At 57.8% G+C, this 24,289-nt stretch carries 19 protein-coding genes; 7 read left to right on the top strand and 12 right to left on the bottom strand.

Features of this window, described 5'->3' with window-relative positions:
- Nucleotides 1-768: 768 nt before the first annotated feature.
- Nucleotides 769-1,959, bottom strand: coding sequence for a phosphoglycerate kinase (locus tag HS103_12770; GenBank protein ID MBE7513672.1), 1,191 nt, complete (start codon nt 1,957-1,959; stop codon nt 769-771).
- Nucleotides 1,960-2,077: 118 nt separating this feature from the next.
- On the bottom strand, nt 2,078-3,088 hold the full coding sequence (gene gap / locus HS103_12775; GenBank protein ID MBE7513673.1) for a type I glyceraldehyde-3-phosphate dehydrogenase: 1,011 nt from the start codon (nt 3,086-3,088) through the stop codon (nt 2,078-2,080).
- 430 nt (nt 3,089-3,518) lie between these two features.
- Here gap and HS103_12780 point away from each other — a divergent pair, with 430 nt between their 5' ends.
- Nucleotides 3,519-4,364: a prepilin peptidase gene (locus tag HS103_12780; GenBank protein ID MBE7513674.1), complete on the top strand. Its 846-nt coding sequence runs from the start codon at nt 3,519-3,521 to the stop codon at nt 4,362-4,364.
- 50 nt (nt 4,365-4,414) lie between these two features.
- The gene (locus HS103_12785) at nt 4,415-5,461 is read left to right on the top strand and encodes a Gfo/Idh/MocA family oxidoreductase (protein ID MBE7513675.1); all 1,047 of its coding nucleotides are present in this window, start codon (nt 4,415-4,417) and stop codon (nt 5,459-5,461) included.
- A 36-nt stretch (nt 5,462-5,497) separates the two neighbouring features.
- Here the strand turns inward: HS103_12785 and HS103_12790 are convergent, their stop codons facing one another.
- A complete protein-coding gene (locus HS103_12790) occupies nt 5,498-6,403 on the bottom strand; it encodes a hypothetical protein (GenBank protein ID MBE7513676.1) in 906 nt (301 codons plus the stop codon).
- A 103-nt stretch (nt 6,404-6,506) separates the two neighbouring features.
- On the opposite strand from HS103_12790, the gene HS103_12795 reads away from it, so the two are divergent.
- Both HS103_12795 and HS103_12800 read left to right on the top strand, forming a co-directional pair.
- Nucleotides 6,507-6,980 (top strand): hypothetical protein, encoded by a 474-nt coding sequence (locus HS103_12795; protein MBE7513677.1) that lies wholly within the window; start codon nt 6,507-6,509, stop codon nt 6,978-6,980.
- Between the two features lie 138 nt (nt 6,981-7,118).
- Complete coding sequence (locus HS103_12800) at nt 7,119-8,060, top strand: DMT family transporter (protein MBE7513678.1); 942 nt, start codon at nt 7,119-7,121, stop codon at nt 8,058-8,060.
- 23 nt (nt 8,061-8,083) lie between these two features.
- Here the strand turns inward: HS103_12800 and HS103_12805 are convergent, their stop codons facing one another.
- Together HS103_12805 and HS103_12810 are read right to left on the bottom strand one after the other, a co-directional pair.
- Entirely contained in the window at nt 8,084-9,511 is a 1,428-nt protein-coding gene (locus HS103_12805) for a DUF512 domain-containing protein (GenBank protein MBE7513679.1), read from the bottom strand.
- Between the two features lie 30 nt (nt 9,512-9,541).
- Complete coding sequence (locus HS103_12810; protein MBE7513680.1) at nt 9,542-10,342, bottom strand: LppX_LprAFG lipoprotein; 801 nt, start codon at nt 10,340-10,342, stop codon at nt 9,542-9,544.
- Nucleotides 10,343-11,134: 792 nt separating this feature from the next.
- On the opposite strand from HS103_12810, the gene HS103_12815 reads away from it, so the two are divergent.
- Nucleotides 11,135-12,226 carry a hypothetical protein gene (locus HS103_12815; protein MBE7513681.1) on the top strand — a complete coding sequence of 364 codons (1,092 nt, stop codon included), beginning with the start codon at nt 11,135-11,137 and terminating at the stop codon, nt 12,224-12,226.
- Nucleotides 12,227-12,430: 204 nt separating this feature from the next.
- The gene (locus HS103_12820; GenBank protein MBE7513682.1) at nt 12,431-13,012 is read left to right on the top strand and encodes a LysM peptidoglycan-binding domain-containing protein; all 582 of its coding nucleotides are present in this window, start codon (nt 12,431-12,433) and stop codon (nt 13,010-13,012) included.
- A 70-nt stretch (nt 13,013-13,082) separates the two neighbouring features.
- Here the strand turns inward: HS103_12820 and HS103_12825 are convergent, their stop codons facing one another.
- From HS103_12825 to xseA, 5 genes are all read right to left on the bottom strand, one after another.
- Nucleotides 13,083-14,168, bottom strand: a complete 1,086-nt coding sequence (locus HS103_12825; protein ID MBE7513683.1) for a DUF3365 domain-containing protein — start codon at nt 14,166-14,168, stop codon at nt 13,083-13,085.
- Complete coding sequence (locus tag HS103_12830) at nt 14,169-15,035, bottom strand: hypothetical protein (protein MBE7513684.1); 867 nt, start codon at nt 15,033-15,035, stop codon at nt 14,169-14,171.
- Nucleotides 15,036-15,209: 174 nt separating this feature from the next.
- Nucleotides 15,210-16,223, bottom strand: coding sequence for a bifunctional oligoribonuclease/PAP phosphatase NrnA (locus HS103_12835; GenBank protein ID MBE7513685.1), 1,014 nt, complete (start codon nt 16,221-16,223; stop codon nt 15,210-15,212).
- Entirely contained in the window at nt 16,216-16,632 is a 417-nt protein-coding gene (gene rbfA, locus HS103_12840; GenBank protein ID MBE7513686.1) for a 30S ribosome-binding factor RbfA, read from the bottom strand. The genes HS103_12835 and rbfA overlap by 8 nt, the downstream gene beginning before the upstream one ends.
- A 7-nt stretch (nt 16,633-16,639) precedes the next feature.
- Nucleotides 16,640-17,863 carry an exodeoxyribonuclease VII large subunit gene (gene xseA / locus HS103_12845; GenBank protein ID MBE7513687.1) on the bottom strand — a complete coding sequence of 408 codons (1,224 nt, stop codon included), beginning with the start codon at nt 17,861-17,863 and terminating at the stop codon, nt 16,640-16,642.
- Between the two features lie 93 nt (nt 17,864-17,956).
- Between xseA and HS103_12850 the strand changes: the two genes are divergently transcribed.
- A complete protein-coding gene (locus tag HS103_12850; GenBank protein MBE7513688.1) occupies nt 17,957-19,327 on the top strand; it encodes a replication-associated recombination protein A in 1,371 nt (456 codons plus the stop codon).
- A gap of 23 nt (nt 19,328-19,350) precedes the next feature.
- Here HS103_12850 and HS103_12855 read toward each other — a convergent pair whose 3' ends face one another.
- Both HS103_12855 and HS103_12860 read right to left on the bottom strand, forming a co-directional pair.
- The gene (locus tag HS103_12855) at nt 19,351-20,040 is read right to left on the bottom strand and encodes a hypothetical protein (GenBank protein ID MBE7513689.1); all 690 of its coding nucleotides are present in this window, start codon (nt 20,038-20,040) and stop codon (nt 19,351-19,353) included.
- Nucleotides 20,041-20,096: 56 nt separating this feature from the next.
- Nucleotides 20,097-24,263 carry a GAF domain-containing protein gene (locus tag HS103_12860; GenBank protein MBE7513690.1) on the bottom strand — a complete coding sequence of 1,389 codons (4,167 nt, stop codon included), beginning with the start codon at nt 24,261-24,263 and terminating at the stop codon, nt 20,097-20,099.
- Between the last annotated feature and the right edge of the window lie 26 nt (nt 24,264-24,289).

Genomic DNA, 24,289 nt, shown 5'->3' on the forward strand with positions numbered 1-24,289 from the left:
TCAGAATTCGCTCAGTATTCCAGAGGAACGAAGGCTTGGCAAGGGGGAATATCTTTTCACAAGACATTTTCATAAAAAGAGAGTGTAGCGCAGAGCGCGTAAAAGGGGACAGATAGACTTGAAGGATACAGCAGCAGCCAGTCATATAGCTACCTATTAAGTTACATACAGACCATCCCCCCTACTTAGCCCTTTCCGCCCACTTAGCTCACCATCCTGCCGCATCTGTACGCTGCTACCATGCCCACAGGTCATCTCCCATTCAAATGCTCTTTTTACCCACCTATGCCCCCTCGCTCAATCCCCTTGAAAAACTCTGCGCCGGCTTCGCCAAACCGTGCTTCACCTGCATCGGTTAGCTGAGGCTTGGTCGGAACTCAAGCAGCGTCTCCTAGACTTTATGTCCCAAGTTCAAACCGGTTCGCCTGATCTGCTTCGTTATGTCGGTTTATTGCCTTACTAACTCACCTTACGCAGTTGGGTTTGTTCACCCCGTATTCGTCGAAAGGGGCAGTTTGAGGGGGGCTTCCCCCTCAAAAAAGTGCATTCCCCTCTCCCGCCACGCGAGAGAGGGGGTTAGGGGGTGAGGGTCTGTGCGTAAGGTGAGTTACTAATTTGTTAAAGAGCTTTAGCGGCGGGATCATGCGTTATTCCGCGTTTTCCTTGTGTTGGTACTTAGTGGCATAGGGCGCACAATAACGATAAATCAGTGCGCCCCAACAATGCCCATGCACGCTGCCCCTCGCCTCTTGCAAGCGAGGGAGTAGGTTACTTGTCGTTCAGCGCCACAACGCCCGGAAGCGCCTGCCCTTCTAGCAGTTCCAAACTTGCCCCCCCGCCCGTTGAGATGTGCGTGAGCATGTCCTCTAACCCTGCCTGACTGACCGCCGCCGCCGAATCCCCCCCGCCGATGATCGTCAGCGCCCCGCGTGGGGTCAGCCCCGCCAAGACTTGCGCAATACTGTTCGTCCCATGCGCAAAACTCGGCATCTCGAAAACGCCCATCGGTCCGTTCCAGACAATTGTCTTGGCATCGACAAGGATGGTGATGAATTTGGCGACAGACTTCGGTCCAATATCGAGGATTTGCCAGCCCTCTGGCACATCAGCGCTGGTGGGGGCGATTTTCGTCTGCGCGTCGTTTTTGAAGGCATCGGCGATCACCGCGTCTACGGGCAGAACGAGCTTTCCGCCAGCTTTGGCAAGCAGCCCCTTTGCCGTCTCCACTGCCTCTGCCTCAACGAGTGATTTTCCCATCGCCCGCCCTTGCGCAGCGAAAAAGGTGTTCGCCATCCCGCCCCCAATGAGGACGTGATCGGCTTTGCTCAGCAGCGCCTCGATCACCTTGATTTTGTCGGAAACCTTCGCCCCGCCGAGGATCGCCACAAGGGGGCGCTTCGGGTTTTCCAGCGCTGTTGCCAGATAATCTAGTTCCTTTTCCATCAGCAGACCGGCAACAGCGGGGAGCAGCTTCGCCACCGCCTCCGTAGAGCTATGCGCCCGATGCGCCGACCCAAAGGCATCGTTCACAAAGATATCCCCATAACGGGCAAATTTCTTCGCCAACTCAGGATCATTTTTCGTTTCGCCGGGGAAAAAGCGGGTGTTCTCTAGCAGAATCACGCTGCCCTCGGCGGCATTATCCGCCTGCTTGTAGCTCGTTTCGGCAAAGGGGTCTTCAAGGAATACCACCGCTTGCTGAAGTAATTTCTGGAGCGCCTGCGCCACCGGACGCATGGAGAATTTTGGATCGGGGACGCCATCTTTCGGGCGTCCGAGGTGGCTCATCAGAACGACAGAACGGGGATTCTGCGCCAGGATTGCCTTCAGTGTCGGAAGGGCAGCGGTGATGCGCGTATCGTCGGTGATCTTCCCATCTTCCAGCGGGACGTTGAAATCAACCCGCACAAGGACGCGCTTTCCACCGAGGGCAAGATCGCGAATTGTTTTTTTATTCATAGGGTATGACCTTTCATCAGGGGTAGAGGGGCAAAACGACTCTCAAAACGCCACCCCCTTTGCCGCACTAGGGGGAAAGGGGGTGGGAGGGTTGGGGCTGCGCTCTGCCTATCGCGGCTTAGAGCATCTTCCCCATCAAAATCATCAGATCGGCGCAGCGCACCGAATAGCCCCATTCGTTGTCATACCAGGTCATGACCTTGATCATCGTCTCGCTCATCACTTGGGTGAACTCGGCATCGACGATGCTGGAGTGGGGGTTGCCCTTGAAATCCACCGAGACCATCGGATCATCGGCAACGGCAAGAATGCCCTTCATCGGACCCGCCGCTGCCTCGCGGAAGGCGGCGATCAGTTCGTCCTTCTTCACCGGCTTTTCCACCTCTGCCACAAAGTCTACAAGGGAGACGGTCGGCGTCGGAACGCGCAGGGCGATTCCATCAAATTTCCCCTTCAATTCGGGGATGACCAGAGAGATCGCTTTTGCCGCACCGGTGCTGGTGGGGATGATGCTCAGCGCGGCGGAACGGGCGCGGCGCAAATCCTTATGAGGCAGGTCAAGGATTTTCTGATCGTTTGTATAGCTGTGAACTGTCGTCATGAGGGCGCGTTTGATCGTGTATTTGTCGTTCACGATCTTGGCGGCGGGGGCAAGGCAGTTTGTCGTACAGGAAGCGTTGGAGACGATGTGATGCTTTGCCGAGTCGTATTTGTCATGGTTCACACCCATGACAATGGTGATGTCCTCACCCTTTGCCGGAGCGCTGATGATCACCTTCTTTGCCCCGCCCGCAAGGTGCGCCTTTGCCTTGTCGCCGTCGGTGAAAATGCCCGTGCTTTCAAGGACAATATCGACGCCGATGTCTCCCCATGGAATTTTCGCCGGGTCTTTTTCGGCATAGGCACGGATTTCATCACCATCGACAATGAGTGATTTCTCGGTTGCCTCGATGCTGCCTGGGTAAATCCCATAGCTGGAGTCGTAGCGGAACAGATGCGCCATCGTGGGGAGGTCACCGAGGTCGTTAAAGGCAACCACATCCACCTCTTTCCCATACTTATCGCGGATTGCCCGCAACACCTGACGCCCAATGCGTCCAAAGCCGTTAATGCCTACACGAATCGCCATGATAAGAAACTCCTGATTACAGGTAGATCGGACACACCGTTAGGTTAGAACAATTGGTAGATGAATGGAGACATGGCGCTGCCGCTTGTCACGCCCAAAAGAAGAAGCCCAATGATGAGGAAAACCGGCATAAACCCCGGAAAGAGCAAGAGCAATAAAAACAAAAGCCATGTTGCCATTGTGTACCATCCTTGTTTAACGGAAGCGAGTATACCACGACGCCATTTAGAAGGGATGGCGATCTTACGCCCCTTTCCGTGACATTCCTCACCTGCGCCCTTAAACCTGCCGACACAGCGTGCCAGAATCAATGGGTTCGTTTTTTTGCCCAAAGACGGCAGAACGGCGGGATTAAGGGTATGCTTACCTCCACAGACAACGGTGTACCGCGTACCCTGCTATCCTAAAGTATCGTCACAGGTTCGCCACTATGCACGGTTTTCCTTTTGCCCTTCTCGGTTTTGCCTTCGGCGTGCTGCTCAATGTGCTGGCGGATTATCTGGCGGCACGGCGACACTATCAGACCGCCAAAAACAGCCCCTTCAGCACGCTGAAACCCACCCCGCCGCACCTCCGCCCCCGTTGGGATGACGGGCACACCGCCCCTCTCTATGCATGGTCGGAAGTTGTCGGCGCTCTGCGGGGGAAAACCCCCTTTCATCCCCCGCGCCATGTGCGTCGCCTTGCGGTGGAAGTGGGCATGGCGGCGCTCTGGTGGGGGCTGGCGGTGGGCTATGGTGAGCGCCCTTTCTTCCCTTTTTACCTCCTCTACAGCGCTGTTTTTGTCCTCTGCGTGGTCAGCGATATTGAACAGCGTTGGCTCTATGACGAGGGGCTGATGGTGGGGGCGCTTGCGGCTGTGATCGAGGCGCTCTTTGTCCAGCGGCTGCCCTTTCAAGAGATGCTTGGGGGTGGAATTCTCGCCGCGTTGGTCGCCTATGCTGTCTATCTCGGCGGCATTCTCTTTGGGGTCGTCTTAGGGCGGCGCGGAAACGCCGTCGGGCGGACGATTTTCGGCTTTGGCGATGTGAAACTGGCGGCGGTGGGCGGGCTGCTTTTAGGGACGAATGCCTTTGGCATGGCGCTTCTGCTGGCAGGGATAAGCGCTGGCATGGCGGCGCTGGCGGTGATCATCCGCCGCTGGTTGAGCAAACGAAAGGGGCGGCGCTTCAGCGCCATTCCCTATGCGCCCCATTTGGTGCTAGGCATTGCCCTCGTCTTGTACATGCCCGATCTCGCCCTAACCATCTTATGGACGATTGTTTCGCTGGTGTGAGCGCAGCAAAGGCATAACACCCCGCTGACCATGAAAGGAATGAATGACTGATGTCCCAAACAAGACCCCCCTCGGCGGCAGCCCCTCTGAAGGTGATACAGGTTGGTATTGGCAACATGGGAGATGTCTGGCTGCAAACAGTGCGGCAGTCAGCTAATGTGGTATTTTCAGGCTTTGTTGAGGTGAATTCGGCAATTGCTGAGCAGCAAGCCGCCCGCTATGACTTGGATCGATCCACCATCTTTGATTCACTGGACAAAGCGCTGGCAAACGTCGAGGCAGAGGCGATCATTGATGTTGCCCCGCCGCAGTTCCGCAAACCCATTGCCCTCACCGCCTTCGCCAAAGGGCTGCCCGTCTTGGCGGAAAAGCCCCTCGGCGAATCCTATGCGGATGCGTTGGCAATTGCCGAACAGTCCGCCGCCACAGGTCTGCTGCACCTCACTGCCCAGAACTACCGCTACAACGCCCAAGTTCAAACCATGAAACAGATTCTTGATTCTGGCGTGCTTGGGGCAATTGGCTTTATCACGGTGGATTATTACAAGGGTCCGCGTTTCGGCGGCTTTCGCGCTGAGATGCGCTACCCCTTGATCGTTGATATGGCGATCCACCACTTCGACATGATGCGTTACCTGATTGGCAAAGAGCCGCAGTCTGTCTATGGGCGCAGTTGGCGTCCGGCATGGGGCTGGAATCGCGGGGAGGATTCCGCCGCGCTCTCCTTTGCCTTTGCTGGCGGGGTGATCGTTTCCTACACCGGATCGTGGGCGTCCGAGGTGAAAACGACGCCATGGAACGGCAATTGGCGCATTGAGTGTGAACGGGGGGTACTCTCGCTAGAGGACGACACCGTGTTCATTGCCATGCGTCCGACGGGGGAAGGTCAGGAAGGTCAGCCCGCTAGCGAAAGGAAAGAAATCCCCTTGTTGGTGCTGCCTTACAGCGGACAGGGCTACCTTCTTCAGGAATTTTACGGGGCGATCCGGCATGGCAGCGCGGCGATCACCACTTGTCATGATAATGTGCGCTCATTGGCGATGGTGTTCCAGACGATTGCCTCCTTCGAGACCGGGCTGCCAGTGACCTTTTCGTGAATCATTGGGAGTCGAGCGGACACCCTCGCCACGCCTTTACGCCTTGCGCGAACGGGTGACCAACCATGAAAGCAAGCGCTGTCGCTGGCGACGGCGGCGCACCCGCTTGAGCAGTTCAAACAACGAGGCACGTCCGCCATACCGTTTTTTCAGCGCCTCCTCTTGGCGCATCAGCCAGACGTAAAAATCGGTAGGGGTATACGAGGGAAACAAGGTGCTTATATCGGTTTCCCCCATCAGTTGAAGGATCGGTTCGTACTGCATGTCATACCACGCGGCAACGGCATCCTGATAAGGGATTTCAACCTCGTCAATGCATTCCAACGCCTCCTGATAGGCGGCGATCTGGCAAAGAATTTCGAGGTAGCCGCCCGCCCGTGTCAATTCAACCTGCGCATCGGGGCGAAGGCGATCAAGATGCGTCGTTTCGAGGAAATCACGCCGTTCCCCCGCCACCAAAAGGGCGTCTATGTCAGACATCTCTTGAAGTTCGTCGGAAGATACAGGCAGGGTATCTATATACTCCCACACATAGGCTTCGATTGTCTCCGCCTTAAAATGATGGGCGACGGAAATTCGGTGGTTGCCATCTTTCACAAAGTACCACTCGCCCACCTTGTAGAGTTCAACGGGCGGCGCTCCCCCCCGTGTGAACGCCAAATTCAAAGCGGCAACCTGAATCCAGCGATCTCGGTTGAAATCACGCATGGGAAGAAAAGCGCGGTTAAAATCATGGTAGCGTCCAAAACTGCCCACAATCTTGTTTAGGGGGATGATCTGCACGCCGCGATAGACAGAATTCCTCAGGTGAAGGCGATCCACAACCTCTTGGAAGTTTAACAGGGGGTGGGTGCGTCCGAGGGTGAAAAACCGCGACCAAAACGCCTTCCACCGGGCGCTTTTCCATGCGCTGACAGCTTCAGGTGGGTAGGTACTCGACATCGTAGGGCGCTTCCTCTTGTAGACACCGAATTATACCGACAGGGTGAGATGTTAAGCAAGACGACCCACCCTTTAGAGAAACCCAAAAAGGCAGCTAGACACAATGTTCACCAACCTATCGAATACACCAGAAACGCCCCAAGCAGACGAGCAATCCGAACCCCCACCCCATCTCCGCCCACAAAACCGCTGGCGACGGCGCATCGGGCGGGTGGGCTGCGCCATCCTCTTGATCCCCTGGTTCGCCCTCATGCTGACCCCTTGCCTTGTTCTGACCTTGGCGTTCCAGCGCGAAATTACCCTGACCCACAGCGATCTCCCCCACCACGCCTTCCGTGTGTGGCTGATCCAAGAGCGCGACGCGCAGGGGTTGGCGGTGGTCACCTCGCGGCGGGTGGAGATCACCACGCCGGAGCCGCTGGCGTGCGTGGTCTACGATGTACGGTTTTTCCTCTGGGGTGGAGACGCCGAAAAAGCGGGCGCAAAGCCTGTCCATAGCTGCGAGTGTTTCACTCGCAGCGAATCAACATGGCGTTCCCGTTTGACGGGTGAAACGGCGTGCCGCGCTGCCGAATAGGGACGTAAAGGGGGCATCGTGCGACGCCCGTCCTTCTTGTAAGAAGGCTGGTTGCAATCCAACCAGTGAAGGTACTGCAATAATTGTAAAATAGTGCGAATCCCTATTTCTCGCAATCGAAAAGGAATCACAGCGCCCGTGACCACGACAACGAAACTCGTCCTTCGTTCGCGCCGGACACAGACGGCAGCGGCGCTCGGCTTGCTGACCGTCGCCGCCATTTGGGGGTCTACCTTCGTCGTCGTTAAGACGGCAACCTCGGCTTTTCCTGTCCTCGCCTTTCTGACCGTTCGCTTTGGAATCGCATCGTTGGCGCTGCTGCCGCTGGCGGTTGGGCGCGGGGCGCTCACCCGCCGCGAGGTGGCATGGGGCGTTGGGGCGGGCATCCTCTTTGCCGGGGGGTATGTCTTTCAGACCTTCGCCTTGCGCCTGAGCGATTCCGGGCGGGTGGGCTTCATCACCGGCTTGTATGTGATTCTCGTGCCGCTCTTGGCACTCCTGATTCACCGCTACCCACTGACGCGCCCGATCTTCTTCAGCGGCATCCTCGCGCTGCTAGGCATGGCAATCTTAGGGTACACACCGGGGAGCAACCTGCTTGGGGATGGGCTTGCCCTTGCCTGCGCTCTCAGCTTTGCCGGACAAATCCTCGTCGTGGAGCGCTTTCCGGTGGGGGTGATTGACACGCGGCGAAACGCCTTCTTTCAGGCGCTGACGGTGACCCTTGTGGCGAGTGGACTCATGCTCGCTTTGGTGGGGGGGAATAGCTGCGCCGAAGGGCTGTTTTGCGATCTGATCCGCCCCTTTGCCGAACCTTTCCCAACGCACCTGCCGCTGGACGTGTTGGCGGTTGCCGCCTACACGGGCGTTTTGGCAACGGCGCTGGCGTTGGGCGTCCAAGTCTGGGCGCAAAAATACCTTCCGCCCAGTGAAGCGGCGATCATTTTTGCCATGGAAGCGCCCTTTGCGGCGATTTTTGGGATACTCTTTTTGCGGGAGCGAATCACCCTTCCCGCCGTGATCGGCTGTGCGCTGATCTTCGCGGCGATGATCGTAGCGACGGCAAAAAAGAGGGCGTAGGAACGCCGGCACTCCGACTCATCTCACAAATACTTCTCTACCGCCCATCCCCCCTCGCGGACGATGGGAATAGCGTCTGGGGAAATGCCCGGTCTAAAGGTCAGCGCGTTTTTGCCCATCGCCGCATCAAAGACATCACCCATGACATCCGCCAGCGCCACCGGAATCCCTAGCGCATTCGCCACATCCAACGGGGAATGATCGTCCAAGCTGATCCCATCGGGGTGATCGAACATGATCCGAGGGAGGATGGCGATCTCACCAAGCGTTCCCGCCGTTTTGCACGCCAGCAGGTGAGCAATCACATCTTTGCCCATCAGCAGACCGGCAACAGTGATGCCCTTTCCCAACCCGGTGTTGACAACGCCTTCTACCGTCACTGTCAGCCCGCTTGCCTCGCTTAGTTCGACAGCGGCGCGTTCCAGCGTGGGGGCAAAAAGCGTCCCCGTGACGAGCGTCAGACGGCGCACCAGCGGAGCAAAAGTGGGAAGTTCCTCCGCCCGCACCACCGCCCATTCATCCAAGAACTGGCGCACCATGCCTAAGCCGTTTTCGTGCAGAGCGAGATCATCATAGCTTGATAGGGGCGGTACATCCCGCCCGGCAACGAGATACCATTCGTCGGTGGGGTAGACGAACCCGACGCCTATCTTCGCCCGACAGCGCCTCTGCCAGCGCTCGCAGGTGGCGAGGATCGCCTCGGCATGGGCGGCTTCGTTGGTTGTTAAGCCGTAGCGGTGAAACTTTGTCAAGCCAACGGGGACAACGCTGATGCTGCGCACCGTCGGGTACAGGGCGAAAAGGTCGTTGAGGCTTTGCTCCATGTGCGCCCCATCGTTGACGCCGGGCATGATCACAAGCTGCGTATGAATCTCAAAGCCGTGTTCCGCTAAACCCCGTAGTTGGGCGAGGATGTCGGGGGCGGTAGGGTTGCCCAGGCACTCCCGCCGGAGCGTCAGATCGGTGGCGTGGACGGAGACGTAGAGCGGGCTAAGGTGCTGTTCGATCAGGCGATCCCAATCGTGTGCGGAAAGATTCGTCAGCGTGACAAAATGCCCAAAGAGGAACGAATAGCGGTAATCATCATCTTTGATGTAAAGCGTCCGGCGCATCTTCGGACCCATTTGGAGGACAAAACAGAACTCGCAGAGGTTGTTACAGCGACGAATGTCAATATCAAAGGTAGGGTGATCAAATTCCAGCCCTAAGGGTTGGTTGTAGGCACGCTCCCCCGAAAGGGTGTGCAGCACTTCCCCCCGCCGGATGGTCAGTTCTAGCCATTCCTCCGCGCCGTAATACTGGACATCGATCACATCCTCACAGGGGTGACCGTTCAGGCTAAGCAGTTCATCGCCGGGCAGGACGCCCAAAGCGGCGGCGGCACTCTCTGGGATCACCGCCCGTATTTTACCGACGGGCGAGGCGGGAGATTTCGCTTGGGGGGTGGGCATAAGCGTTCGCGCTGTCTCTTTCCTAAATGGCTAGGGCGTTGCCGCTGGCGAGGGCGTCTCAGCGGATACGGGTGTTTCAACGGCGGGGGCATCAATGACGATGGCGGGGTCGTCGTAATCGAAAAACTCCATTGTCCACATGGTTGGTTCGGGGTATTGGTCAGTGACCGTTTCCGGTTGGATAAGTACCATCCGTTCGACCCGTTCAGTATCGACGCGAATGTAGATTGTCGCTATCGCGTCGCCCGTCCCCCGAATCAAGCCCGCCGTCACCGCCATAATCTCCGAGACGCTGGCAATCCCGCTCACTTTGTAGACCTGTACGCCAAAAAGGTCTTCCACGCCCTCTAGTTTCACCTCACGAAGGGAATTCAGCGCCCGTTTGATGCCATCCTCGCCGCGAATCAACTTATCGGCATTGAACCCGGGGGAGAAATCTTGGCGCAGCCAACGGTTGCCGGTCAGGACGATATGCTTGAAATACTGCTCGTCACCGATTGCCACAATGTCAATCTGCCCCGGTATGCCGCTGACTGCTGCGCTGACCTTTGCCCCCACTTTGTCAGGGGCGGTGTACCCGCCATCGGCAGAGACGAAGGAGATCAGTTTGGCATCGTCAATGAAGCCCGGTGCGCCGCTCAGTTGCAGCTTAAAATGGAGCGAGGCGACGCCCTGAATATCCATGGCGGCTTTATCCAAAAGGGTACGGGCGGTGGGTGCGACGGTGGGCGTGGCGGCGCTCCCCCCGCCGCCACAGGCAGTCAGCGCAAGAATCAAGCACAGGGCGATGATAAGCCGGCGGGAGGATTGGGAAAACGATGGAACATACATAGAGAGAATGACTCGCTAAGGTGGAATGGATGCACAACCTAGTATTACTTGCATAGCCATTATCGCATAAAACAGATAAGGGTGTAGTCCTTCCCCCATGGTGTGGCGCGTTGAGTGTCGCCTGATCTCAGCCCCGTCCTTTAGGGCGGGGCTGAGATCAGGGAAAGACGAAACCCATCGAGTGCGGCACGGGGGTTTGACATGCGCTCCCCCCCATAGGGACAACCCCTGGGGCGTCCGTTTACGCCCGCCGCACCCGCCCACACGACGGTAAACCATCGGGCTAGGATTAACCACCCCGCCCTAAAAGGCTTGTCCGATAAGGAAAAGAAGGTATTGCCGATGGACAATCCAAGCCAACGACGAAAGGATTGAACAATGGCTATGGCTACCTTCTTCACCGAATTATAGGTGTAGAGGTTATGCCGTTGCCTTCATCCCCCTCGCCCGCAGCATTTCTCCCCCTTTCCCCGTACACAGGGAAGGGGGAGAGTGTCCCTCTTTTTGTTTACGAGGTGGGGATTAGGGTTTTCAAGCCCCGAAGGAGTGGTTACTCCTAGCCCGCTGCTTTAGCGGCGGGCGCTCACGGGCGGCGATGGGCGCAATGCCTTGCGCCCCTACGGGAATTACACTGTCAACAGAACCTAGTTCTCGGACAAGCTTTTTAGCCCCCGTGTCTGAACCGCACCCTCTTCTTTGTTAGTCCCGTATTGGTGAGGATGCGTTAGACTTGGCGCATAGCTCAGGAAAGACCCCCAACGCACTCATGTTGGGAGGAACTCAGGAGGATGCATGAGAACGATCATGGTCGCCCCTTCAGTCCGGCGGTTTCAGCAGCGCATGGGGCGCTCGCTGATGCTGCTCCTTATTATCGTCATGATGGTCATACTGCCTCTGTTTATGAGCGACACACCAGGCAATGCGCAAGGCAGCCCACAGCCCGATCCCACGCTGCCGCCGACCTTCGGGACGCTGACACTTTATGGGGCGGGTGCGGAAGGGCTTGATCCCTTTTTCGTCAGCGTCTATGCCGGCGGGACGATCAATGTGAATGGCTTGGGCGAGAACTGCGATGGCTTTGTCTACCCACGCCCCACCTATGTGGTCGATTGGGTTCCGGGTACATCCGTCCACCTGCGGATGTTCATGTACAGCGATGGTAATCCCTTTCTGATGGTCTACACACCGGGCGGGGAATACATCTGCCAAGATGACGTGAATCCGCTCGTCCTTGATCCGCTGATCGATTTTGCAAATCCCCCCGCCGGACGGTATGTAATCTGGGTGGGGCTGTATGATCAACAGCAGGCGTTTCCGGGGTTACTGGTGCTTACCGAGACAGATTTGAACCCCGCCACCTTCGATTTTAAGGCACTCATCCGCCGTGAGCCGAACCCCGCCGCCGCCCCGGTTGATCGGCTGCCGAGGGAAACGCTGCTCAGCGGCGAAAAGGGCGTTTGGGGCGATGGTGAACTGAGCGCCGAAACCCCCCGCTACAGCGTCGAGAATGTTGAGGGCGGCGGTGATGTATATTACTTCAATCTCGATCTGAACAACCGCTTCTGCACAGGATTTGGAGCAGCAGCCCCGGCAATCACCTTCAGCTACAAAGGCACAGGCGAGACACCGCTCCGTGTCTTTTTTGAGGGCGACCTTGACGGCACGTTGATCGTCATTGCCGAAGATGGGCGCGTCCTCTGTAACGATGATGCCGAGAGTCGGCGCAATTACAACCCGATGGTGACGATTCCCTTTCCCAAAGAAGGGCGCTATGCAATCTTCATCGGCAGCTACGATCCGGTGCTGCGGGTGACGGGCAGGCTGACAGCACAAATTGGCACAGAGACAGGTCCCGCTGTTCTTGCCCCAGCAGAGCCAGACTAAGGAGGTCAGCAGATGAAACGCTCGTTTTTCATTGGGCTGGTGGCTGTGTGGGTGCTTGTGTTCACCCTGTTTGCCCACCCCCTTTCAATTGTTCAGGGGCAGACGCCTACCTATGGGACGTACATTGTCCAATCAGGGGAAACCCTTTATTCGATTGCCCTCAAATTTTGCACCACATGGTGGGAGTTGCAGCGGATCAACACGATGCTTGATCCGAATGCCGTTAGACCGGGGCTGATCATCATCGTCCCCTTGAACCTTTGCGGGGCAACGCCAACGCCGCGTCCACCCGACCCCAACCCGAATCCCAGCCCGAACCCGAACACAGGCATCTATGATCGCGGGGCGCAAAAATACGCCAATGGGACACTGGTGGGGAATGTCTACACTGTCCTCTGGGGGGATACACAGGGGGGGATTGCCCGCCGCTTTGGGATCACCCTTGCCCAATTGCAACAGGCGAACGGGATCACTCAGGGCATTCCGATCAAGCCGGGCAATCGCTTGATCATCCCCGGCATGGGAGGTGGGGCTGGTACACCGACACCAACACCTGTTATCGGCTGTGAGATCGCCGCGCTGCAACTGATCTATGCTTACGTACAGCCGAATTTCTCGGCGCAAATCTTCACCCCAATTGTGAGCGGGGCAAAAATTCGCCCCCTGACGCGACAGGGGAACTGGTTCGCCTTCTCTAAAGCGATCTACCAGACGGGCAGCACCGATCTGCTGTGGATTTATACCGCGCCCGGGTTGGTCACGTTTGCCGGAAATTGCAATTTCTAACGTCCGCATCCCTGTAGGGACGCCCCGTAGGGCGTCCGCCATGCCCCGCCGCTAAAGCAGCGGGCTGAGATCAGGGAAGGATGGTCGGTTTCAGCGTCCCTTTCGTCGTTTTGTCTACATGGCGGCGACGAAGGCTGGTGGCACGGCTTTGCAAGTCTTTGAAAAACTCGCTGTCGGTCACTTCCTGCACCTGTTTCGCCTTTTTGATCTCGTCAATCTCAATATTCAGTTCCATCACGCGCTGTTTCAACTGCTTCTCGCGGCTGACGACATCTTGCGCCATGCGGCGAAACAGCTTTGCCAGTTTGCCCAGTTCGTCTTGCCGTTTGGCGATGGAGGCAAGGTCAGCCGTTTGCAACTGCTCTCCGGTGAGCGTATCCGCGCCGAGTTTGGCGGCGATGTTCCCCAAGACGCCCACCGGCTGGATCACATAGCGCCGCAGTAGAAAATTAAAGACCAAAATGGCGGCAAGGAACGCTCCGGCAAAAATGACAATCACCCCCACGAATGATTGGAAGGCGGCGGCGTAGACCTCGCCCGCCGGGACGTAGATCATTTGCGCGGCGATGATCTCGTTCAACTGCCAACCAAAGCCGTTTTGATCGCCATAGCTGCGGATCAGACTGGATGGAGCAGCCGCTGGTGTGCTGTGACAAACAAGGCAGCTTTCCGCCGAGACGCGCAGGGGGCGGGCGATGTAGAAAAGCTGGTCGCCTTCGATGGGACGGAAGCCGGAAAGCTGGCGAAGGTCAGCCTCCGTGCGGAAGCGCTCAACAATCCCTCGTTCAAAGTCATCGACCAAATCGAGGGGGTTCGTCGGATTCAGGGTTGCCTCTTTGTAGAGGTAGGCACGGTAATCCTCGTCGCTGCGCACTTTCTCAAACACTGTGCGGGCAGAAAAGGCAGGGACGGTCTCGGCAATGAATGTTTCGCTGGATTCAAGGGTGCTTCTGAGTAGAGGCTGAATGTGCTGGCTGGTGTAGCTCCGAATGGCGCTCATCGTCTCCATCAGAAGAAGGCTGTTGGAGGTGACATCGCGCTCGGCTTTGGCGTTCAGCGTCCGCCACAAGACGATTCCGCCAGCAGCGATCCCAACCAGAAAGACAACGGAGAGAAATAAGGTGAATTTGTGTCCTAAGGCAAGGCGTGCAAACATTTACCCTCCCCGTTGTTCTTTCGCCAGTGCTGATGCCAACTGGGCGCAGATCAGTTCTAACATAACGATGCTCTCTTGCTTGATGCTCCCCGCTTCGGGGCGGAAGGCGATCAGGACGCCAAAACGGAGGGTCGTCCCGACGGGGATTGCCACTGCCGCCCCAAAGCGCCCCCGATCAATGAGGAAATGGCTAGGGCTATCCCCCGTGTTAATGATCTTGGGCTGACCGCTGCGTACCACCGACCCCAAAATATTCTCGTAATCGGTGCGGATGGGCATCATGCTGCTGATTTGCTGATCGCCTTCTTGGGCGGCAAGGGAGAGGGCGGGCGGATCGCCTGGGGTGATTGTGTAAAAAACAACGTAATCATAGCCCATGTCGCGGACAGCGGAGACGGCGGCTTGTTGTTTCCCTACGCTTTTGTTCGCCTTGCGCAATGCCTTAGCAAAGTCGCGGATGGGCGGCAGCGAATCGGCGCGGAGCGTGGCAAGGCTGCGTTCTTCCGCCATCCGTTTGATCTTTTTGATCAGTTCATCGTCTTTGAAGGGCGTCGTCGTCACATCGTCGGCGCGTCCGGGGGTGCCAAAATCAGCTTCCTCATCGACCAACAAAATGAGCAGGCGCGGGTGGGTGCTGCGCAGTTGCTTGATCCATTCATAAACATCGGTGTTGGGAATATTGTTATCAACGACGAACACATCAAGCGCTTTCTCACGGTCTGCCAATGCCGTTCGCGCTGCCTCTGCCGAGGTAACGATGGTCGTGCGGAATTTCGGCTCTTTGGCAAGCGTCTCACGGAATTTCACCAGCGAGGGCAAACGCACCGTCGCTAAGATGTGAATCGGCATGGAAGATGAATCGCTCATGGTCTTAGGCGTTATCCCAATAAGATGGTCGCAGAGGCAATTGTACGCCGATCCGAGAGGTTGGGCAAAACAGAGGCGAGGAAGGGTCTTGTTTTGAGGTGGGCGGTGGGGGCGCATGGATGCGCCCCTGGTTATCCTGACCAACACCTTATCCGCACGGGGTGAAGGTCACGCTTAAGAGTGGGGTATCTCGCCCTTGGCGGCTGCCTTCAACATGGGAATGACGAGCGCCTCTACCTCCTCCAGCGTACCGCTGACCTGCGCCCCTGCCGCTAGGGTATGCCCACCCCCGCCTAAGGACAGCGCCACCGCCGATGCCGCATAACCGGGTTTCGCCCGCAAGCTAATATCGCACACCCCATTCTTTTCCTCGGTGATCACACAGGCGAAACAGGCATCTTCCGCTTGCAAAAGGACACTCGCCAGCGCCCCATCGCTCCCATTCGCGCCCGTCTCCAGATCAATAGCACGGGGGATTGTCGTCCAGATGACGCCATCTTCCACCCGCATACGGGGGAGGACTTTCCCCCACAAGAGAATGACCGCCGTTGGGAGGCGATTCACCGTCTGCTGGACGGTTTTGGAAAGACTCGCGCCGTGCCTCATCAACTGCTGTGCTTTTTCGAGCGTCGTAGGGGTGGTACTGTTGGTACGGAAACAGAGCGTATCGGTGACTAACCCACACAACAAGCACTCCGCCGCTGGAAGGGAAACCGTCCAGCCGGCGAAGGCAGCCCAATCCATGACGATTTCCGTTGCAGAGGCAGCCACCGAATGCACTAAATTCGCCTCAGCAAAGAGGGTGTTTGTTTTGTGGTGATCGAGGTTGATCCAGGGCTTTTGCCATCCCCGTGCGGCAATGCCCACTTGCCCAATGCGCCGTTCGTCCGAGCAATCGGTGACGATCACCAGATCAACCTCGTCTTTGCTAACCCCATGCAGCGTGGGAAGGATGCTCTCTGTGCCGGGGAGGAAACTCAAGCCGCGTGGCGTCCCGCCATCCACGGCAATCGTCACTTGTTTACCTAGTCCCTCCAAGAGAAACGCCAACCCCCGCGCCGATCCAATGGCGTCGCCATCGGGGTTGATGTGGGTCAGAATAAGTATCCGCCCTGCCTCTTGAACAAGGGCGGTGGCACGTTCCCAATCCAATTGAATTAAGGATTGAACTACAGTGAGATCAGGCATTGTCAGAGTCGGTATCCTTTTCCGCGTCAGCCTCAGTTGTCATTGGCGAGTCTTCCGGCGGGGCGGGCGGAATCTCCAACTGGTCTAACACCCGCTCAATCTCCGCCGCCCGTTCAAGGCTTTCATCCCACACAAAACGCAGTTCAGGCGTCCGCCGAAGGTGAACTGCCTTCCCCACCTCCCGCCGTAGAAAGCCGTTGGCGCGGCGCAACCCGGCGAGAACGTCCTCGCGGCTGTCCTCATCACCGAGGGCGTTCACAAAAACTGTCGCGTACTCCAGTTCGCGGTCAAGGCGCACCTCGGTAACAGTAATGCCCTGAATGGCGGGGTCTTGCACCTCCATGAGCAGCAGGGTACTGAGGATTTCGCGGATGCGCTCTGCCATGCGTTCTTGTTTTAAGGTCGTCATGTTTCGTTTATACCTTTCCCTCGTGCTTCGCCGCCTCTACCGTTGCTGTCAGATGCCCATCACTCAGGTGAAGGGTAATCTGTGTCCCCGGTGGGGCGTCCTCAACGCGGCTGATCCGTCGCCCCTCGCGCAGGACGACAGCATAACCGCGTTTCAATAAATTATCGGGGTTTGCCAATTCCAACGCACGGCGTTCTTGCCCCAACTGGGTGCGCCGCCCCTCAAGGGCAGCCCGCATCGCCTTTGCCAACCTCGTCACGGCGTCATCCACGCGCTGACGGTGCGTGCGAATCGCGCCAGTGGGGGAGAGCAGCCGCAAGAGCCGCGTCGCCTCGCCCAAGCGTTCCTCGCGTTCGCTGAGCGTCCCTTCGACAAGCGCCCGCACCCGCGCCCGCCCCGCATCGAGCGATGCCCGCAGCACTGCCACATCGGGCGTGCTGAGTTCCGCCGCTGCCGAGGGTGTAGGCGCGTAGCGATCCGCCGTGCCATCGACCAACGTGCGGTCAATCTCATGCCCAACACCCGTCACAACAGGAGCGCGGGTTGTTCGCAGCAGACGGGCAAGCGCCTCGTTGTTGAAACACCACAAATCTTCCATGCTGCCGCCGCCGCGCACGAGCAAGATCACATCGACGCCCGCCCCATCCACACGGCGGATCGCCTCCATGATCTGCGGGGGGGCACTCTCCCCTTGCACCACCGTCGGGCTGAGGATGACCTCGCCCAACGGGTAGCGGCGGCGGAGGATGTTCAGCACATCTTGGAGCGCCGCGCCGGTGGGCGAGGTGACGATCCCAATCCGGCGTGGTAGGACAGGTATGGGGCGTTTGGTCTCTGGGGCGAAAAGCCCTTCCGTCTCCAATTTGTTCCAGAGCGCGACGAACTGCGTATGGAGGTCGCCCGCCGCTTCTAGCGGCTGAAAGCGATCACAGTAGAGTTGATACTGTCCTTGCGGTTCGTAAATGCTAATCCGCCCGTGCGCCCGTACCATATCGCCGTGTTTGGGGAGCGTCCCTTGTTTGGCGGCATCGCCCCTAAACATGACGCCGGCAAGCTGGCTGGAGTCATCCTTCAGCGTGAAATAGACATGCCCAGAACTATGCTTTTTAAAATTGGAAAGTTCGCCTTCGACCCAGATATTTTTCAAAGCAGGGACGGACTCAAACAGGCGCTTGAGGTAGGCGCTGAGAAGGGATACCGTATAAACGTCGTCGTCGTGCGAAGTGTCCATACGGACGATTATATCATCTCGGCACAAATACAGATGTTCGGATATACTGGAACGTTACTCATTGACTGTTAAAGGGCAAGAAAGGACTCGCCCATGCCCCCCAAAAGCCCCGCCAATCGAGGGAAACCACCCGTCTATGACGATGATTTGTTCTCCCATGCTGAGGACACGCCGAAACGCCCGCGTGTGCCGCTGGCGGATCGGATGCGCCCGAAAACCTTTGCCGAGTACGTTGGGCAGGGGCATATCATTGGCGAGGGTCGCTTGCTGCGGCGGGCGATTGAGGCGGATCAACTGACCTCGATCATTCTGTGGGGGGCGCCGGGGACGGGCAAGACGACGATTGCCAACATCATTGCCCACGAGACAAAAGCGACTTATGTAACGCTGAACGCCGTTTTGGACGGTATCAAGGAACTGCGGGATGTTGTAGAAGCAGCCGGGCGCCGTCCGCGCAACCAGCGAACGCTGTTGTTCATTGATGAGATTCACCGCTGGAACAAGGCGCAGCAGGATTCGCTGCTGCCCCATATTGAGGCGGGGACGATCACCCTTGTGGGGGCGACGACGGAAAACCCGTTCTATTCCCTTGTCAATCCGCTGATCAGCCGTTCGCGGGTGTTCAAATTAGAGCCGCTCAGCAGCGCCGACCTTCAGGCGGTGTTGGCGCGGGCGATCCGCGATCCTGAAAAGGGCTTTGGCGGTTTGCGCTTGGAGGTTCAGCCGGACGCGCTTGCCCACTGGGTGGATGTGGCGCACGGTGACGCCCGCAGCGCCCTGAACGCCCTTGAACTTGCCGTCCTCACCACGCCGCCCGACGCCGAGGGGGTGATCCACATTGATCAGGCGATTGCCGCCGAGAGCATCCAGCGGCGGGTCGTCCGCTATGATCGCGATCAGGATGAACATTACGACACGATCAGCGCCTTCATCAAATCCTTGCGCGGCTCTGACCCCGATGCGGCGCTCTACTGGCTGGCAAAGATGCTTCATGCGGGCGAAGACCCGCGCTTCCTCTTTCGGCGGATGCTGATTCTATGCAGCGAGGACATTGGTTTGGCAGACCCCAACGCCATTGTCGTGGTGAATTCCCTTGCCGAGGCGTTCGAGCGGGTGGGGATGCCGGAAGGGAATTATTTCCTTGCCCACGCCTGTTTGTACTGCGCCACCGCGCCGAAAAGCAACACGACAGGGGCGATCTTCAAGGCGTTGGCGCACATGGAGCAGGTTGGCTCAGCGCCCGTGCCGTCCCATCTCCGTGATTCAACGAGTAGCGCGGCACAAGCACGCCACGCGGGGCAGACGAGTCCCGCCGCCGCCTACAAGTCCCCCCACGATTACGAAGGAGCATGGGTGGCACAGCGTTATCTCCCAGAGGGGATGGCGGCGCCGGAATGGTATGTACCCAAAACGGAAGGCTATGAGGCGCAGCTTGCCGAACGGCTGAAAAAGCGCGGCGGGTGAGGGACGGTGTGCCGGACGAACCTCTACCCTTCGCGGGGAATCTCTCCGACAATGGGCAGCCCAAGCGCAGTTTCCGCTTCCCGCCGTCCGCGCAAACGCGGGTCGAGGTACTCGGCAAGGAAGGCTAAGCCCACCCCCGCCACAAAGCCGATCAGGACGCGCAAGAAGGGGGCAAGGCGGGCGGTCAGCGGCGTGGCAACGGGGACGACGATCACCGCATCAAGGGGGATGATTTGCGTCTCGGCAGCAGCCAGTTGAGGGAAGTACGCGCTCGCTTTTGTTTGCAGGGCGCGGATCGCCGCCGCCATGATCGTTTCCAGCGCTTTGGCGTCCGTCCACGTCAAGTAAACGCCCATGATGCTGCGCACAGCGTCGGAGGCAATAGCCCCCCGAATGGCGTCCGCCTCAATGAGCATTCCCCCCGTCGCCAGAATAGCACACACCTCACGGGCGAAGGAATCCGTCTTGACCCACGCCGCAAGGTTGATCACGGCGTATTCGGACGCCAGCCAGGGGATGTAACTTTGATCTTCAAAGGTTGCCCCCCGCTGTGGGGGCTGGCTGGCGCTGAAACGTACCCCCACCGTGTAGGAGGCAGCCGGACGCAGCGCAGCGGGCAAAGCCGGCAGCGCCAACAGGAAGGCAATCAGGGTGGGGAGGGCGATCAGCCACCACCAGCGCCGAACAACACGCCATAGGGAGAGCAGTTCCATCTAGGGTGCGGCGTCCTTCCCGCAAAGAATCACGCAGGGTAAGCCGGTGAGCAAGCTTATGCCCCTACCTTTTCATCTTCGGTTGCCAGTGGGATGGTAATATTGAAGGTTGTCCCGCTGCTGATCTCGCTCTCCACCCAGATTTTGCCGCCTTGCGCTTCGACCAAGCCGCGTGTCAGCGACATGCCCAAACCTGTCCCTTGCTGTTTGCGGGCTTCGGGGTTCTCGCTGCGCCAATAGGGGGTAAAGAGTTTCTTTAAATCTTCAGCGCTCATGCCGATGCCCGTATCGTTCACTCTACAGTGGACAACCATTGGGGCGCCATCGGTATCCCAGATGTTTTCGGTGGGGGCTGCCGTCAGAGTGACCGTGCCACCCTTCGGGGTGTACTTGTTCGCATTGCTGACGAGGTTGATCATGACCTGAATCAAGCGGTTGAAATCGCCCCGCACTTTGGGCAGATCTTCAGGGATATTCAAGACGAGCTTTTGTTCCTTATCGGCAAAGGCACGCTGCTGCGGGCGAATGGACTCAAGGACAACCTCGTTGAAGTCCACCGCTTCAATCTTCATCGCCAATGCGCCGCGCTCTTGGGCGGCAAAATCGCGCAGGTCGCTGACAAGCTGCTGAACGCGCACAGTGTTGCGGCTGATCGTCGTCAGGAAGTCTTGTTGGCGTTCATTCAGCGTCCCAAAGCGCCCGCTGAGCAGGAACTCGGCAAAGCCCTTGATCGAGGTCATCGGGTTGTTCAACTCGTGGGCGACAATGCGCATGAACTCGATACGTTTCTCGTTCGCCTCGCCCAGTTGGGCAAAGAGTTGGGCGTTCGTGATCGCCGTATTCGCGTGTTCTGCCAAGGCTTGAATGTGTTCGGCGGTCATCAGGTTGAAGCTATCGGGGATGGTGCTTTCCAGCAGCAGGGCTCCGGTGATCGTCTCGCCCGCGATGAGCGGGACGCAAAGCTGCACCTTGCCACCGGGCAAGACGGGTGGGTAGGGGTTGGGGCGTCCGCCTTCCTCTTGCGCCAGCGTTAATTGCCCATTTTCATAGGTTGCCCCTAAGACGCCAAAATGAATGGGGAAGGAATCACCGGTTTTTAGCACATCATCAGGGTAGCCAGCGCTGCCGACGATCACAAAGCGCCGCCCATCGTCACTGATCAGCGCCAACGCCCCGGCGTCGGCGTCGCTCTCACGAATGGCGTTGTCAACGGTGAGTTCCACCACCCGCTGAAGATCAAGAGAGCGGTTCAACTCTTGGTCAATCCGCTGCATATTGTAAAGCTGTTTGACCCGCTCGCTTAGGGCGTCGTCCGTCTGGCGGTAGATGTTGGCGTTTTCCACAACAATTGCCGCTTGGCTGGCAAAGGTTGTCAGCAAACTGACATCATCATCGGTGAAGTTTGTCCGATCCTCCTTGTTGATCACCTCCAAGACGCCGATCACTTTGTTCCGTGCGCTAAGCGGCACGGCAAGGATCGAATCGGTGTTGAACTGCCCTGTCCCCTCTTTTGACACCTCGCCAAACCAGCGCGGATCGTTCGTGGCGTTGCCAACAATCATGTGCCGTCCGGTCATGACCACCGTGCCAGCAATGCCGCTTCCGGCGGGAATACGTTTGTTCACAAGCCGTTCGCCGCTGCCGCCAAAGGCGTGCCGAAAGACGAGTTCGTTGGTTGCCTCGTCAAGGGTCAGCAGACTGCTGGCTTGGCTGTTTAGAAGCTTTGCCGCCGATTCGGTGATGCGCTGCAACAGGGAGTCAATGTCATCAAAGAGCGTGGCAAGCCCCGAACTAATCTCGTTGAGCGATTTCATTCGCTCTGCCAATGCCGTCGTCTCGGCGTAGAGGCGCGTTTTGTAGATGGAGGTTGCCGCCAAATCTGCCAACGACCATAAGATGCGCGTTTGTTCTTCGGTATAGCTCACCGCTGGATCGGTGCTGGCAATGGCAATGCAACCAAGCGTTTCCCCTTCGGCAGCGTTCAGCGGAATACCAAGCCATGCCCGCACATTGGGGTTTTCAATGCGGTTGGCGCTGTCTCGCCGCTGCATTTCGCGTAGGTAGTTTTCTGTGCGGAAAGGTTGTTTGGAGCGAATGACCTCGCTGATTAGGTCGCGCCCCATCGACCACCGCTCGCCTTCCCGTTCGGGCAGCCGCTCCTCGCCCTCTTGGTAGAAAACGTACTCCACTTCCTCGGTGCGCGGCTTGCGCAAGGCAATGTAGAAGTTCGGCGCGGGGACGATTTTATCAACCTGCGTATAGACAAACTCTAGCAGAGTATCAAAATCCATCGTGATGTTGAGCGCCTGCGACACTTGCACCAGGACTTCCAATTCGCGCTCGTTTCGCTGTGATTCAATGATGACCTGAGCGCGTTCAAATGCCGCCGCCGAAAGGTCGGCAAGGCTTTCAAGGAAACGTACTTCCTCGTGGGTATAGTCGCCCTCATCTTGGCGGGGTCCGAGGGCGATGAACCCCGTCAACCGGCTGCCGCTGCGCAAGCGGGCGATGAGATGCGTATTGAGGACGCCCAACCGAGAGCTGTCCCCGCTCAGTTCTGCCGGAGAAATCGCCTGCCGTTCAAGGTCAATAACCGTTGTCGTCGCGTTCAACAGCCGCGCCAAACCGCCATCCGTCTTAAAACGAACTTGGGTAGGCGATTTTCTCTCCCCACCTTCAGAAACAGACTCATACTCCCCAGAAAGCGGGTTGCGTAGGTAGATAAACATGTAGGCAGGCTGGAGCGCGTACTTAATCTCCATACGCAGCAGGTTAACAACCTCCTCCTCGCGGATGGTTGCCGATAGCACGCGAGAGATCGATTCCAATTGGGTGTCAAAATTACGGCGCTGCTTAAGGAAAGTTTGCTGTACAAAGCGTTCCAAGCGCAGGCGCAACGGCATGAACAAGATGGCGATCACGAACAAGGTGATGGCGATCAGGATGGGATTATTTGGGCGGAGGACGCCCGCCGTCAACAAGAACGCCGCCCCTGTGATCAGCGTATAGCCAATCACCAGCATGATCCCCAACGCGCCGACGATGACCCCCTCGCTGATCAACCGTTCGGTGTTCACCGGACGGCGCAAAACGAGGGCATAAACCATCGCGCCGAGGAAGGCGAGAATAGGTGGTAGCAAAAAGATTGAGGAAAAACTAATCCCTTGAATTCCCGTCACCACCTCAATGAGATTCGTCACCCACCAGATAGGAAGGGGCGTTAGCGCCAGCAAAATCCCAATGAGGACTATCGTCGCCTGTTCGCGCACCACAGAGGATGTTGAGCGCCGCCGCTTGTAGATCATGCTCCAGGCGAGGAAGCCGCCCCCAGTAAGAAAGAATACGGGAACAAACAGCGAGGCAGTATTGGCGTTGATCAGATACAGCCCAGCATAGATGGCGACGAAGATGAAGGGGATGAAGAAAACAGGCGTCCCAAATTCGGGGCGGCGGCGGATGAGGGCAAAGGAATAGGGAAAGTGGACACCAAATTGAATGGACAAACCAGAGGCAATGCACAAGACAATCGGCAGCAGGTCATTATAGCGGTAGGTGGTCGTGATCTCGAAGCGTCCAGCAAAGATAATGGCGGCAAGGGCGCAGATGGCAATCACGATCCGTCCGGCGGTTTCTTGGCGATAATACAAAAAGGTGTAGAGTGCCAAAGCAAGGGCAGCGACGGCAACAACAATGCCCATGAGCAAATAGCCTAGCAGATCGCTAAAAGGAATCTGTGTCAGGCGTACCTCAAAGGTGCAGCGCCCGCCACCTTCGGGCAACGCGGTGCAGCCCGCCATCCCCGCTGTAAAGCGATTGGCTGGACGGAGGACTTCCACCGGAAGCACCGTATCAAAGGGTTGCTGGGCAAGCACCGTCATAATCTGCTGCCCACGCCCCTCACCGCTGATCGCCGTTGTGCCAACGCGCACAATCTGATCCTCGGCATGTAAGCCCGCCCCTTGCCCCGCCCACTGCCCGCCAACAAGGGGGCGTGCGCCGTAGATCGTCCCATCGGCATAGAAAAACACGCCAAGAAAGGGCTGTCCATACCAACGCAGACCAAGCAGCAGGCAGTTTATGGTGATCAGAATACCGAGGAAAATCAACCCGGTGGAAAGTGCCATCCGCGCTTGGTATAAGAGCCGGGACTCGCCGCGCCCCCGGCGCAATACGCTTACATCGCTTGTTCCGCTTGCCACACCCATGACGCCATCCAATTCCATCTGATCATGAACGGATCGTGAACGGA

The sequence above is a fragment of the Anaerolineales bacterium genome, assembly GCA_015075625.1.
GTDB lineage: Bacteria > Chloroflexota > Anaerolineae > Aggregatilineales > UBA2796 > UBA2796.